General features: G+C 66.8%; 5 protein-coding genes and 3 rRNA genes. 1 reads left to right on the top strand and 7 read right to left on the bottom strand.

The annotated features are described in order from the left end of the window. The first annotated feature begins 53 nt into the window (after positions 1-53). Positions 54-1304, top strand: a complete 1251-nt coding sequence (locus tag OG715_RS31895) for a serine hydrolase domain-containing protein (protein WP_266273839.1) — start codon at positions 54-56, stop codon at positions 1302-1304. 119 nt (positions 1305-1423) lie between these two features. On the opposite strand, the gene OG715_RS31890 is transcribed toward OG715_RS31895, so the two are convergent. The 7 genes from OG715_RS31890 to OG715_RS31860 all read right to left on the bottom strand — a co-directional run bounded on the left by OG715_RS31890 (position 1424) and on the right by OG715_RS31860 (position 14911). Beyond that, a complete protein-coding gene (locus OG715_RS31890; protein WP_456077714.1) occupies positions 1424-4309 on the bottom strand; it encodes an SGNH hydrolase domain-containing protein in 2886 nt (961 codons plus the stop codon). Between the two features lie 358 nt (positions 4310-4667). Further along, complete coding sequence (locus OG715_RS31885; protein WP_266274638.1) at positions 4668-6329, bottom strand: glycosyltransferase family 2 protein; 1662 nt, start codon at positions 6327-6329, stop codon at positions 4668-4670. Positions 6330-6679: 350 nt separating this feature from the next. Further along, positions 6680-7942: an ISL3 family transposase gene (locus OG715_RS31880; protein WP_266273001.1), complete on the bottom strand. Its 1263-nt coding sequence runs from the start codon at positions 7940-7942 to the stop codon at positions 6680-6682. A 212-nt stretch (positions 7943-8154) separates the two neighbouring features. Beyond that, a complete protein-coding gene (locus OG715_RS31875) occupies positions 8155-9612 on the bottom strand; it encodes a glyceraldehyde-3-phosphate dehydrogenase (RefSeq protein ID WP_266273841.1) in 1458 nt (485 codons plus the stop codon). A gap of 168 nt (positions 9613-9780) precedes the next feature. After that, positions 9781-9897: ribosomal RNA gene (rrf, locus tag OG715_RS31870) — 5S ribosomal RNA — on the bottom strand. Between the two features lie 86 nt (positions 9898-9983). Continuing rightward, positions 9984-13106 (bottom strand): 23S ribosomal RNA (locus OG715_RS31865). Between the two features lie 281 nt (positions 13107-13387). Continuing rightward, a 16S ribosomal RNA gene (locus OG715_RS31860) occupies positions 13388-14911 on the bottom strand. Together the 16S, 23S and 5S rRNA genes form the textbook arrangement of a ribosomal RNA operon. Positions 14912-15110 lie beyond the last annotated feature (199 nt).

Genomic DNA, 15110 nt, shown 5'->3' with positions numbered 1-15110 from the left:
GGAAGGCTGAGGTCGGAGGCGGACGCGGTCCGCCCACAGCAGGGGAGGAACCCGTGAAACGTCGCCTTGCCCACATCGTGGCTGCAGCAGTCTGTCTCGTCCTGGCCACGCCCGCGGCCCCCGCCCTGGCGTCGGCGGCGAGCTCACCGCCCGCCACCGGGGCGGCCGACGCGGCCGGAGCGGCCGGGTCCGACGACCGGGGCGACCAGTCCGACCGGACTGCCTCCGGGCAGCGCCAGCGGGCCCTCGCGGCGCTGCCCGGCGCCGGGGCGGTCTCCGCCATCGCCGAGATCCGCGACCGCGGCGGCGTCTGGCGAGGCGCCTCGGGAGTGGCCGACCTGGCGACCGGCGCGCCCGTGCGCGGCGACGGCCGCTTCCGGGCGGGCAGCGTGACCAAAGTGTTCGTCGCCACCACCGTCCTGCAACTGGTCGGCGAGCACCGAATCGGTCTGGACGACTCCGTGGAGAAGCACCTGCCCGGCCTGATACCCGGCGGCGCGCACATCACGGTCCGCCAACTGCTCAACCACACCTCGGGCCTGTGGGACCCGACCAACGAGAGCGGCGGGATCTTCCCCGAGCTGTTCGACCCGGCGGTCTTCCGCGCCTGGGTGGCCGACGGGGGGCTGCTGCGCACCGTCACCGCGCGCGAGCTGGTCGCGGCCTCGGCGGCGCACGCGCCGAACTTCCCGCCGGGATCCGAGTGGCAGTACTCCAACACCAACTACGCGCTGCTGGGCCTGCTGATCGAGAAGACCACCGGGCGCGGGTACGGCCAGGAGATCACCCGGCGGGTCCTGCGACCGCTCGGGATGACCGACAGCCTGTTCCCCGGTACCGCGAGCACGATTCCGGGCCGGCACGCCCACGGGTACTGGACGATCGTCGACGAGACGGCACCGGTCCGTAGGACGTACGTCGACGTCACCGAGCACAACCCCTCCTGGGCCGGGGCCGCCGGGGAGCTGATCTCCACCACCGCCGACCTGGTCCGCTTCGAACGGGCCCTGCTCAACGGGCAGTTGCTGCCGCCGTGGCTGATGCGGGAGATGACCTCCACGGTGCCGACCGAGCCCGGGGCGCACCAGCTCGACTACGGCCTGGGCCTGGCCCGGTACCAGCTCTCGTGCGGGCCGGTACTCGGCCACAACGGCGGGATCTTCGGCTTCGACACCCAGCTCTGGGGCACCGCCGACCGCCAGGTCGCGCTCTCCTACACGGGCCGCGGCGACGAGAAGGACGAGGCGGGCCAGCTCGCGGCGATGCGGGCGTTCCTGGAGACGGCGTTCTGCGGCGGCCGCTGAACGGCGGCGTCCGGCCGGGAACCGATCGCCGCCCGGCCCCGGCCGGACGCCGACGGCCCCGTCCGGGGAGCGAGGAGAGCTCCCCGGACGGGGCCGGGCCGTGCCGCCGGGCGGGCCGGCTACTGCTTCGAGGCCACCGACACGTAGTCCACCCGCATCGGGTGGCCCGGCTCGGTGGCCGGGGTGACGGAGCCGCCGAAGGCCGCCGGGAGGTTGCCGCCGACGGCGACGTTGAGGATGAGGAACAGCCCCCGGCCGACGGCCCGGTCCCAGGTCGCGCGGTCCATCTGCGCGGCCGTGACCCGGTGGTGCTCCCGGCCGTCGAGGTACCAGCGGACCGCCTCGGCGCCCGGCTTCAGGTCGACCTCGACCGCGTAGCGGTGGAAGCCGCTGCGGCACTCGGCGCCGCAGGGCTGGTCGCCGGAGCCGAGGCCGCGCGGCTCCTGGCACGGTCCGCCGTCCAGCACGCCGCAGTGCATCGTGCCGAAGACCGCGTCCCGGCCGTTGACCTGCTCCATGATGTCCAGCTCGCCGATGGCCGGCCAGCCGGTGAACCCGTTGCGCAGCTCGCCGCCGAGGGTCCAGAAGGCGGGCCAGTAGCCGGCGGCGGCCGGACCGGTGACGTCGGGCAGGGCGATGCCGGCCTCGATCCGCAGCACACCGCCGGGCGGCGGGGCGAGGTCGGCGCGGCGGGACTCGATCCGGCCGGAGGACCAGCGGCCGTCCGCGGCCCGGGTGGGCACGATCTCCAGCGCCCCCCGGCCGTCGAGCCGGACGTTGTCGGTCGAGTCGGTCATGGTCTCGACCTCGCCGGTGCCCCACTGCGCGGCCGGGCAGCCCGGGTAGCAGGTACCGAGGTCGTACTGCCAGTCCACGGCGGACGGGCGACTGCCGGCCGGGCCGTCGAAGTCGTCGCGCAGCAGCTGGGTCCAGCCGGAGGCGTCGGGCGCCGGGGCCGGGGCACCACCGGTACCAGCGGCACGCGGCGGCAGGGCGCCCGCGTCCGTCAGCACCCGCTCCAGCCGCGGCGTCAGGACGACGGCGGCGACGTTGGTCAGGTGCGTGTCGTCGCGGTAGAGCAGGATGCGCTCCAGCACGGCCGGGCAACTCCGGCCGTTGCCGGGGCAGATGACGTCGTTGACCGACACCGAGCGCACGCCCGGCATCCGGCCGGCCGCGATCTCCTCCGCGAGCGGGTCCGCCCAGAGCGCCTTGTCGCGCGGGAACTCGCAGGCCGCCGGGTCCTCGGTGTGGCCGGAGACGCAGGCCGGCACGTCCCTCCCGGGGATCGGGGTGTCGCGCAAGTAGACGATCGGTACGCCGAGTTCGCGCAGCGGGGCGAGGGTCTTCGCCCAGCCCCGGAGCACCGCCCCGCGGTCGTCTGTGTACCGGTTGAGGGTGGAGACCACGATCAGCCGGGGCTTGGGGCCCTCGGCCAGCCTGGTCAGGGCGTTCGCCCGCCAGGTGTCGCACTCGTGGTAGCTCCGGCCCAACTGCGGGTTCACCACAGAGAGTTCCGGCAGCGGGCAGCCCTGCTTGACCAACTCCTCCAGCTCCCAGCGCCGTTCGGCCGCGAGGGCGAGCAGCGAGGAGAACCACTGGCCGGCGTGCGAGTCGCCGAGCAGCACGATCCGGTCCGGGCTGCCGACCACGCCGAAGCGGCAGTCGGGGCTGGTGGTGGCCGCCGGGTCGACCTCGCACTCACCGTCCGGCGGGAAGTCCTTGCGCGCCTGGACGGCGTCCGGCACCACCGCCGGACCGGCCTTGACCGGGGCCGAGGTGCGCACCAGCAGCGAGGTGCCGTCCGGCGAACCGGGCGGCAGCCCCTGGAGGTCGACCGGCGCCGCCGGACCGAGCAGCCGCAGCGTCCCGGTGCCGACGACCAGTGCCAGCACCACCGGGATGACCACCGAGGCGAGCCCCAGGGACAGTCCCCGGCGCGGGAGTTCGGAGACGGTGCGGCTGTGCCGCAGCGGCTGCTCGACCCACCGCATGACGGCCGCGGCGGGCAGGGCCGAGGCGGCGGTGAGCGCCACCTTCACCGGCCAGTCCAACGGGCCGAACTTCGCGCCGACCAGGACCAGCACCGGCCAGTGCCACAGGTAGAGGTTGTAGGAGAGCCGGCCGATCGCACGCGGGAGGCGCAGGCCGAGGACGCGGTCCACGCCGTAGCCGGAGGCCGCGATCCCCTCCCGCCCCGGCGTACCGGCCAGGATCACGGCCGCCGTGCCCAGGGTCGGCACCAGCGCGGCCCAACCCGGGTACGGGGTGCCGCTGTCGTACGCCAGCACGCACCACACCACGGCCGCCGCACCGCCCCAGCCCACCGCCGCCCGCAGCGGGCGCGGCCCGCGCAGCAGGTGCCAGGGCAGCAGGGCCAGCAGCGCGCCGACCCCGAACTGCCAGACCCTGGAAGGGGTTCCGAGGTAGGCGAGCGAGACGGAGTCGTGCGTCCAGTGCAGCGAGAGCACGAAGGAGCCGACGGTCAGCACGGCGGCGAGGACCGTCGCGACCGGCCGCAGCGACCGCCCGCGCCCGTCCGCCCGGCCGCGCCGCGCCACCCGCAGCACCAGGTAGGCGGTGAGGGCCAGCAGCGGGCCCCACACCAGGTAGAACTGCTCCTCCACGGCGAGCGACCAGAAGTGCAGCAGCGGGCTCTCGTCCCGCCCGGCGGCCAGGTAGTCGGTCTGCTGGGCGACGAAGCGCCAGTTGCCGACCGAGAACGCCGCCGCGAGCACGTCGTACTCCAGGTCGGCCCGGCGCAGCGGCACCGTCAGCCAGGCGCCGAACAGTGCCACCGCGCCGAGCACGATCGCGGCCGAGGGCAGCAGCCGGCGGGCCCGGCGGGAGAAGAACTCACCGAGCCGGACCCGGCCGGTGGTGGTGGCCTCGCGCAGCAGCAGGCCGGTGATCAGGTAGCCGGAGACGACGAGGAAGACGTCGACCCCGACGAAGCCGCCGGCCAGCCCGGGGACGGCGGCGTGGAAGGCGAGCACGGAGAGCACGGCCAGCGCGCGCAGGCCCTCGATGTCGGGACGGAACCCGGCCGAGTGGCGCGCCCGGCCCGGGGCATCGGAACCCCGGGAGAGGGCGCGGCCGAAACGGCCGCCGCGACCGGCGTGACCGGCCTGACCGGTGCGGCCGGCGGCGGTCCGCTGGCCGGGGATGGTGAACGCGTCCGGCGCGAGCTCGGGTACGAGGGCCGACGGTTCCGGCGGTGACGACCCGGGAGGTGACGACTCGGGTGGTGACGACTTGGGTGGTGACGACTTGGGTGGTGACGACTCGGGTGGTGACGACTTGGGTGGTGACGACTTGGGTGGTGACGACTTGGGTGGTGACGACATGGAAGAAGGCGACCTTTCAACCCAGCCAGGGCAGCATCGGGCGGACCCAGCCGGACGCGAGCAGAGCGGTGAGCACGAGCGTGGCGGTGGCGGCCAGCCCCTCCGGCCAGCGGCGGGGCAGCATGCCTGACCGGGGCGCCTTCGGCCCGGCTGTGACGTCGTCGCGGCGGGCGGTGCCGCGCACCTCGCCGACGAGGTCGCGGATCAGCGGCAGACCGATCTGCGCCTGCACCGCGAGGTAGAGCCCGAGACCCCAGTTGGGGGCCCATCCGTACTGCGCGACGGCCAGGCCGAGGCCGAGCGCGGCGGCCCCGAGCGAGCCGCAGAGCCAGACCAGCGAGACCAGCACGACCTTACGCGCCATCCCGCCGGAGCGGGACTTGCTCCGCGCCGCGGGCGCGGTGGCTCCCTCGGCGGCACCCGCCGCGTCCGCCCCGGCCGAACCGGCGGCGCCGGTCGGCACCCAGGCCGCGCTGCGCCCGCGCAGGGTGTGCCAGAAGGCGACCCCGGCGGCGACGCCCATCAGCACGTTGGAGCGGATCACCTCGATCCGCCAGCGGGTGCGGCTGACCCGGGGCATCAGCACGTGCCAGAGCCAGAGCGGCGCCAGCATCGGCAGCACGTGCCAGGGCCGGATCTGGTCCGGGTACCAGAACATCATCACCAGCGGCGGCAGTGGCGCGACGAAGATGTTCACGGCGGCGGCGAGATAGCCGACGATGCCCTCGTAGAAGCAGAGCCGCATCCGCCAGGGAGCGCCGATCCGCTTGAGCTCGGGCGAGCCGAGCAGGTGCAGATTGCCCATCGCCCAGCGGTACTGCTGGTTGACGTACGAGGCCAGGTTGTCGGGCGAGGTGCCCTTGGCGACCAGCACCGGGACGTACAGCGTCCGGTAGCCCTTGGCGTACAGGCCGAGCCCGGTGAAGAGGTCCTCGCTGTGGTCGAGCCGGGCGAAACCGCCGGCCCGGTCGATCGCGACCCGCCGGTAGACGGCGTTGCTGCCGCAGCAGATGGCGGCGTCACTGGCGTCACGGGAGGGCTGGATCCAGCGGAAGAACCACTCCTGCGCGGCACCGGCGGCGCGCTCGATCCAGCTCATCGACTCGTCGGTGTCGAAGCACTGCGGGCTCTGGACGATGCCGATCCGCGGGTCCGAGAAGTACGGGACGAGGTGGCGCAGGAAGTCGGGCCTGGGCGCGAAGTCCGCGTCGAGGATGGCGATGAGCTCGCCGGTGCTGAGCGTGAGCGCGTGGTTGAGGTTGCCGGCCTTCTTGAGGTGCCCCCGGTCGGGCCGCACCACGTACCGGTACCCGTGCGCCGCCGCCAGGTCGGCGACCTCCGCCCGGTCGGCGTCGTCGAGCACCCAGACGGTCAGCGCGCCGGGCCAGTCGACCTCGGCCACCGCCCGGTAGGCGTTCTCCAGGATGTCCAGCGGCTCGCCGCAGGTCGGCAGGTAGAGATCGACGGTCGGCAGCTCCTCCGGCGCCCACGCGTGCACCAGCACCTCGTGGGACTGCCGGGTGAGCCTCCGCTGCCGCAGGCTGTTGACCGAGGACAGCGCCAGCGCGACGACATTGAGCCCCAGCACGGCGAGGAACACCCACAGCGCGGGCGTCCGCAGCGCGAACGTGAACATCGTCCCGGCGGTGAAGACGAACGCCGCCGAACTGGCCACCAGCACCCACCGCCGCTGCGGTCCGAAGTACCAGTAGAGCTCCTGGTCGTCCGGCGGTTGCGGCAGATGCGTCGGAGGAGAGGAGGAAGAGGATGAAGTAGACGAAATGGACGTAACTTGTCGGACAGTCATATGGCCCCCACAGCCGTGTTTCTGACAGCTCCAACGGCCACAGTACCGCATTGGTATAGACCATTGACCCATCGTCCGGCGGCCGGACGTCACCTCCGCGCCACCTCGCCCCCTCCCGTGAAGCAGCAGGTCACGCGGGCGTTAACACTCCTCCAACAAGCGCCCCGTCCGACCCTTCCGACACCCGAAAACGGGCTCTTGTGTTGGACCTGTGGGTCTGGTCATGCGAGTTGGCGTCGGGGCAGGGTGGGGCGGTTGCCGCCGAGGCAGAGCATGACGAGGGCGATGACGGCCTCGGCGGATCGGAAGCCGAAGCCTCTGCGGATGATCAGGCGGGTCTTGGTGTTGGTGGACTCGATCAGGCCGTTGGACAGCTTCTCGACGATCGCGTGGAGGATGGCCTCGTAGTGGCGCTTGATCTTGCGGGCGAGGTCGGTGAAGGCCGGAAGGCGGGACCGGACAGCCCAGGACAGCCATCGGTCCAGGGCCTTCACAGCGGCCTCGACGCCCTCGTCGGCGGCGATCCGGTAGATCGTGCGCAGGCCCTCCTTCAGCAGATAGGCACGGTGCAAGCGGGGGTCGTTGGTCGCGATCCAGGCGAGTTTGACCTGCTGGCGGGGCGTGAGGTCCTCGGGGTTCTTCCACAACGCGTGGCGTGAGTGCTTGAGGCGTCGGGCGAGTTCGGGGTCCGCGGCCTCGCGTCGGGCCCGGTTCCACGCGGAGCGGCGTTCCTCGTCCAGGGCCTCGGTGGCCCAGGCCACGACGTGGAACGGGTCCATGGCCCGGACCGCGTTCGGAGCGCGCTCGGCGACCACGTCGGCAATCCACTCGGCGCCGTCGGCACTGATGTGGGTGAGCCGGTGCGCGCGGTCGGCGCCGAGTGCGTCGAAGAAGGAGCGGAGCACGTCCTTGCCGTGGCCGTCGGCCATCCACACCACGCGGCGCGAGTCGTGGTCGACCACCACGGTCATGTACTTCTGCCCGCGCCGGTAGGAGATCTCGTCGATGCCCACACGCCGCAGGCCGGCGAGCCGGTCGATCCCGGCATCGGCGTCGGCCTGGTGGCGGGTGATGATCGCGCCGACCGTGCGCCAGGAGGTCCGCATCAGCTGGGCGGTGGCCGCCTTGGAGCATTCGGTGGCCATCCAGGCGACCTGCTGGTCGAAGTCTCGGGTGTGTCCCGCATCGTGGCGGGCCCAGGGGACGGCGGCGACCACCACCCCGTGCCGCCCGCAGGTCACACGAGGTGCGTCGGCCTCCAGGTAGAGCTTGAGGCCGGCGGCGTCCAGGTGGCGCCAGCGCCGCCGCCCCGCACCGGCGTCGAACCCCGGACAGCGGCTTCCACAGATCCCGCACCGGCGACGCGCCCGAGACCTGGGCCGGACAGTGACCACGATGACCTGCGACTTCTCCTCAAACCGCACCTCCTCCGGCACTGCCTGCTCGCATCCGACCAACGCCTTCAATACCGTGGTCAACCGCACGCCGTTCTCCCTGCACCCCAGATTCTGAGTCTCGACACCTCAAGATCTGCACAGGGGACGGCGTGCCCCGCGTTAGACGCGCCTCAGCGACCCACAGATGGAGCAGAAGAGCCCGAAAACGCCAGTGGGGCGGCAACCGGATCACCGGTTGCCGCCCCACTGTTCATGTCCGCGCCCCTGGCAGGGGCCCCGCAGACGTCGATCCGTCCGGATCAGGCCGTCGGGACCGCCGGAACGGGGTAGGTCGGGTACTCGACGCCCGAGACGTGCTGGACGACTCGGATGACCTGGCAGGAGTAGCCGAACTCGTTGTCGTACCACAGGTAGAGGATCGCGTTGTCGCCCTCGACCTTGGTGGCGCCCGCGTCGACGATCGACGCGTGGCGCGAGCCGATGAAGTCGTTCGACACCGCGTCGGGGGCGGTGGTGAAGTCGATCTGGCGCTTCAGCGACGAGGTCAGCGAGACGTTGCGGAGGTAGTCCAGGACCTCTTCGCGGTTGGTCTCGCGGGACAGCTGGAGGTTCAGGATGGCGATCGAGACGTCCGGCACCGGCACGCGGATCGAGCTGCCGGTGATCTTCGCCTTGAGGTCCGGCAGCGCCTTGGCGACGGCCGAGGCGGCACCGGTCTCGGTGATCACCATGTTCAGCGGTGCCGAGCGGCCACGACGGTCGGCCTTGTGGTAGTTGTCCAGGAGGTTCTGGTCATTGGTGAACGAGTGGACGGTCTCCACGTGGCCGCGCAGCACGCCGAACTCGTCGTCCATCGCCTTCAGCGGCGGAACGATCGCGTTGGTGGTGCAGGAGGCGCAGGAGATGACCTGCTCGTCCGGCTTGATGGTGTCGTGGTTGACGCCGTGCACGATGTTGGGCACGTCGCCCTTGCCGGGGGCCGTCAGGACGACCTTCTCGATGCCCGGGCGCAGGTGGTTCGACAGGCCCTCGCGGTCCCGCCACTTGCCCGTGTTGTCGATCAGGATGGCGTCCCGGATGCCGTGGACCGTGTAGTCGATCTCGGACGGGTCGTTGGCGTAGATCACCTTGATCGCGGTGCCGTTGGCGACGATCGTGCTGTTCGCCTCGTCGACCGTGATGGTGCCCTGGAACTGCCCGTGGATGGAGTCACGGCGAAGCAGCGAGGCGCGCTTCACGAGGTCCTGGTCCCCACCGCCACGGACGACGATGGCCCGCAGACGGAGGCCGTTGCCGGAGCCGGCCTTCTCGATCAGCAGACGGGCGACCAGGCGGCCGATACGGCCGAAGCCGTAGAGCACGACGTCACGGCCCGACTCGCGGCGCTCGAACTTGTTGGCACCGGTGGCGCCGGCGACGGCCTCCGCGGTGAACTCCTCCACCGAGAGACCGCGGCTGTCGGCGCGGTAGGTGGCGGCCAGCATGCCGAGGTCGATCTGGGAAGGGCCGAGATCCAGGGTGGTCAGCGCCTGCAGGAAGGGCAGCGTCTCGGTGACCGAGAGCTCCTCGCCGGCTATCTGGCGGGCGAACCGGTGGGTCTTCAGGATGCTGACCACCGACTTGTTCACCAGGGAGCGGCTGTACAGCAGGACAGTGACGTCCCGCTCCCGGTGCAGTCGGCCGATGATCGGAATCATCGACTCCGCGATCTCCTCGCGGTTCTTCCAGTCCGTGAACACGTCGTCGTTGACAGTCACAAGTCCATCTTTCGAGCTAGGAGGGTGTTCACATGCTAACTGCGACCCACCCACCAGCTGAAACGGGTCCCCCCCTGGCCCGCATGACAAGAATCACACAGGGTGACAAAAAGGGCAGAACGCAAAGAACCCCCGTCGGTTACCCGACGGGGGTTCTTCACAATGATTGTTCGGCGGCGTCCTACTCTCCCACAGGGTCCCCCCTGCAGTACCATCGGCGCTGTGAGGCTTAGCTTCCGGGTTCGGAATGTAACCGGGCGTTTCCCTCACGCTATGACCACCGAAACACTATGAAACTGTCAACCGCACCCACACCGTGACCTTGGTGTGGGGGTCGTTGTTTCAGAACAACACAGTGGACGCGAGCAACTGAGGACAAGCCCTCGGCCTATTAGTACCGGTCAACTCCACCCCTCACAGGGCTTCCATATCCGGCCTATCAACCCAGTCGTCTACTGGGGGCCTTACCCTCTCAAGGAGGTGGGAGTGCTCATCTCGAAGCAGGCTTCCCGCTTAGATGCTTTCAGCGGTTATCCCTCCCGAACGTAGCCAACCAGCCATGCCCTTGGCAGGACAACTGGCACACCAGAGGTTCGTCCGTCCCGGTCCTCTCGTACTAGGGACAGCCCTTCTCAACACTCCTACGCGCACAGCGGATAGGGACCGAACTGTCTCACGACGTTCTAAACCCAGCTCGCGTACCGCTTTAATGGGCGAACAGCCCAACCCTTGGGACCTACTCCAGCCCCAGGATGCGACGAGCCGACATCGAGGTGCCAAACCATCCCGTCGATATGGACTCTTGGGGAAGATCAGCCTGTTATCCCCGGGGTACCTTTTATCCGTTGAGCGACGGCGCTTCCACAAGCCACCGCCGGATCACTAGTCCCGACTTTCGTCCCTGCTCGACCCGTCAGTCTCACAGTCAAGCTCCCTTGTGCACTTACACTCAACACCTGATTGCCAACCAGGCTGAGGGAACCTTTGGGCGCCTCCGTTACTCTTTAGGAGGCAACCGCCCCAGTTAAACTACCCACCAGACACTGTCCCTGATCCGGATCACGGACCCAGGTTAGACATCCAGCACGACCAGAGTGGTATTTCAACGACGACTCCACCATGACTGGCGTCACGGCTTCAAAGTCTCCCACCTATCCTACACAAGCCGAACCGAACACCAATATCAAGCTATAGTAAAGGTCCCGGGGTCTTTCCGTCCTGCTGCGCGAAACGAGCATCTTTACTCGTAATGCAATTTCACCGGGCCTATGGTTGAGACAGTCGAGAAGTCGTTACGCCATTCGTGCAGGTCGGAACTTACCCGACAAGGAATTTCGCTACCTTAGGATGGTTATAGTTACCACCGCCGTTTACTGGCGCTTAAGTTCTCAGCTTCGCCCCGACGAATCAGAGCTAACCGGTCCCCTTAACGTTCCAGCACCGGGCAGGCGTCAGTCCGTATACATCGCCTTACGGCTTCGCACGGACCTGTGTTTTTAGTAAACAGTCGCTTCTCGCTGGTCTCTGCGGCCACCCCCAGCTCTGGCAGCAAGTGCCGTCACCAGGAATGGCCCCCCTTCTCCCGAAGTTACGGGGGCATTTTGCCGAGTTCCTTAACCATAGTTCACCCGAACGCCTCGGTATTCTCTACCTGACCACCTGAGTCGGTTTGGGGTACGGGCCGCCATGAAACTCGCTAGAGGCTTTTCTCGACAGCATAGGATCATCCACTTCACCACAATCGGCTCGGCATCAGGTCTCAGCCTTGATGAGTGACGGATTTGCCTATCACTCGGCCTACACCCTTACCCCGGGACAACCACCGCCCGGGCTGGACTACCTTCCTGCGTCACCCCATCGCTCACCTAGTACAGACTTGGTCCAGCGGCTCCACCACGTCCCTTCGTCCGAAGACTCCGGGCCGGCTTCACGGCTTTAGCATCACCTGGTTCAGCGTTGGCGCTTCAAAGCGGGTACGGGAATATCAACCCGTTGTCCATCGACTACGCCTGTCGGCCTCGCCTTAGGTCCCGACTTACCCTGGGCAGATCAGCTTGACCCAGGAACCCTTGGTCAATCGGCGCAAGAGTTTCCCACTCTTGTATCGCTACTCATGCCTGCATTCTCACTCGTGTACCGTCCACGACTGGTTTCCACCGCCGCTTCACCCGGCACACGACGCTCCCCTACCCATCACAGCAGGCGTTGGCCCTATATGCTGCAATGACACGACTTCGGTGATGTGCTTGAGCCCCGCTACATTGTCGGCGCGGAATCACTTGACCAGTGAGCTATTACGCACTCTTTCAAGGGTGGCTGCTTCTAAGCCAACCTCCTGGTTGTCTCTGCGACTCCACATCCTTTCCCACTTAGCACACGCTTAGGGACCTTAGTCGGTGTTCTGGGCTGTTTCCCTCTCGACCATGGAGCTTATCCCCCACAGTCTCACTGCCACGCTCTCACTTACCGGCATTCGGAGTTTGGCTAAGGTCAGTAACCCGGTGAGGCCCATCGCCTATCCAGTGCTCTACCTCCGGCAAGAAACACGTGACGCTGCACCTAAATGCATTTCGGGGAGAACCAGCTATCACGGAGTTTGATTGGCCTTTCACCCCTAACCACAGGTCATCCCCCAGGTTTTCAACCCTGGTGGGTTCGGTCCTCCACGAAGTCTTACCTCCGCTTCAACCTGCCCATGGCTAGATCACTCCGCTTCGGGTCTTGGGCATGCAACTGTATCGCCCTGTTCGGACTCGCTTTCGCTACGGCTACCCCACACGGGTTAACCTCGCTACACACCGCAAACTCGCAGGCTCATTCTTCAAAAGGCACGCAGTCACGAGACACACAGCAAGCTGCATGTCCGACGCTCCCACGGCTTGTAGGCACACGGTTTCAGGTACTATTTCACTCCGCTCCCGCGGTACTTTTCACCATTCCCTCACGGTACTATCCGCTATCGGTCACCAGGGAATATTTAGGCTTAGCGGGTGGTCCCGCCAGATTCACACGGGATTTCTCGGGCCCCGTGCTACTTGGGAGTTCTTCAAACGAGCCGTACAGATTTCGTCTACGGGGGTCTTACCCTCTACGCCGGACCTTTCGCATGTCCTTCGACTACCTGTACGGTTTCTGACTCGCCGACCGGCCGGCAGACCGGTCAAGAAAAATCCCACGACCCCATCAGCGCAACCCCTGCCGGGTCTCACACGCTCATGGTTTAGCCTCATCCGGTTTCGCTCGCCACTACTCCCGGAATCACGGTTGTTTTCTCTTCCTGCGGGTACTGAGATGTTTCACTTCCCCGCGTTCCCTCCACATACCCTATGTGTTCAGGTATGGGTGACAGCCCATGACGACTGCCGGGTTTCCCCATTCGGAAACCCCCGGATCAAAGCCTGGTTGACGGCTCCCCGGGGACTATCGTGGCCTCCCACGTCCTTCATCGGTTCCTGGTGCCAAGGCATCCACCGTGCGCCCTTAAAAACTTGGCCACAGATGCTCGCGTCCACTGTGCAGTTCTCAAACAACGACCAGACACCCACACTCGACAAGTCCGAAAACTCGCCTCGCATGAGACCGGCATCACTGAAGCAACAGACCATACGGCCGTTCCCTCAGGACCCAACAACGTGCCCGACACACCCCATCAACAATCCGTTTTCCACGCCGAAGCAGTACTGACGGATGCCAACCAAGTGTGCCGAATAGTCAACGTTCCACCCATGAGCAACCGTGCAGGACATTCGCCTGCAAGCGGCACATTGCTCCTTAGAAAGGAGGTGATCCAGCCGCACCTTCCGGTACGGCTACCTTGTTACGACTTCGTCCCAATCGCTGGTCCCACCTTCGACGGCTCCTCCCCTTACGGGTTAGGCCACCGGCTTCGGGTGTTACCGACTTTCGTGACGTGACGGGCGGTGTGTACAAGGCCCGGGAACGTATTCACCGCAGCATGCTGATCTGCGATTACTAGCAACTCCAACTTCATGGGGTCGAGTTGCAGACCCCAATCCGAACTGAGGCCGGCTTTTTGGGATTCGCTCCGCCTCGCGGCATCGCAGCCCTTTGTACCGACCATTGTAGCACGTGTGCAGCCCAAGACATAAGGGGCATGATGATTTGACGTCGTCCCCACCTTCCTCCGAGTTGACCCCGGCAGTCTCCTGTGAGTCCCCATCACCCCGAAAGGCATGCTGGCAACACAGAACAAGGGTTGCGCTCGTTGCGGGACTTAACCCAACATCTCACGACACGAGCTGACGACAACCATGCACCACCTGTATACCGACCACAAGGGGGCGACCATCTCTGGCCGTTTCCGGTATATGTCAAGCCTTGGTAAGGTTCTTCGCGTTGCGTCGAATTAAGCCACATGCTCCGCTGCTTGTGCGGGCCCCCGTCAATTCCTTTGAGTTTTAGCCTTGCGGCCGTACTCCCCAGGCGGGGAACTTAATGCGTTAGCTGCGGCACCGACGACGTGGAATGTCGCCAACACCTAGTTCCCAACGTTTACGGCGTGGACTACCAGGGTATCTAATCCTGTTCGCTCCCCACGCTTTCGCTCCTCAGCGTCAGTAATGGCCCAGAGATCCGCCTTCGCCACCGGTGTTCCTCCTGATATCTGCGCATTTCACCGCTACACCAGGAATTCCGATCTCCCCTACCACACTCTAGCCTGCCCGTATCGAATGCAGACCCGGGGTTGAGCCCCGGGCTTTCACATCCGACGCGACAGGCCGCCTACGAGCTCTTTACGCCCAATAATTCCGGACAACGCTCGCACCCTACGTATTACCGCGGCTGCTGGCACGTAGTTAGCCGGTGCTTCTTCTGCAGGTACCGTCACTTGCGCTTCTTCCCTGCTGAAAGAGGTTTACAACCCGAAGGCCGTCATCCCTCACGCGGCGTCGCTGCATCAGGCTTTCGCCCATTGTGCAATATTCCCCACTGCTGCCTCCCGTAGGAGTCTGGGCCGTGTCTCAGTCCCAGTGTGGCCGGTCGCCCTCTCAGGCCGGCTACCCGTCGTCGCCTTGGTAGGCCATTACCCCACCAACAAGCTGATAGGCCGCGGGCTCATCCTGCACCGCCGGAGCTTTACACCCGGGACCATGCGGTCCCAGGTCATATCCGGTATTAGACCCCGTTTCCAGGGCTTGTCCCAGAGTGCAGGGCAGATTGCCCACGTGTTACTCACCCGTTCGCCACTGATCCACCCCGAAGGGCTTCACCGTTCGACTTGCATGTGTTAAGCACGCCGCCAGCGTTCGTCCTGAGCCAGGATCAAACTCTCCGTGAATGTTTACTCGGCCCAATGATTAGAAGGGGCCGGTCTACACTCGCGTCGAGCGGCACGGCAACCACCGGAATTGGGCGGTCCCGCGCACTGCGTCCTCGCTAGTGTTTTACTTCAAAAGGAATCTCCAACCCCGGAACAAGTCCGAGGCCGGGGATGTCAACATATCTGGCGTTGACTTTTGGCACGCTGTTGAGTTCTC

This window comes from Kitasatospora purpeofusca (genome assembly GCF_036010405.1).
Taxonomy (GTDB): Bacteria; Actinomycetota; Actinomycetes; order Streptomycetales; family Streptomycetaceae; genus Kitasatospora; species Kitasatospora purpeofusca.
Note: the sequence above shows the minus strand (reverse complement) of the source record. Positions and strands in the feature narration are given on the sequence as shown.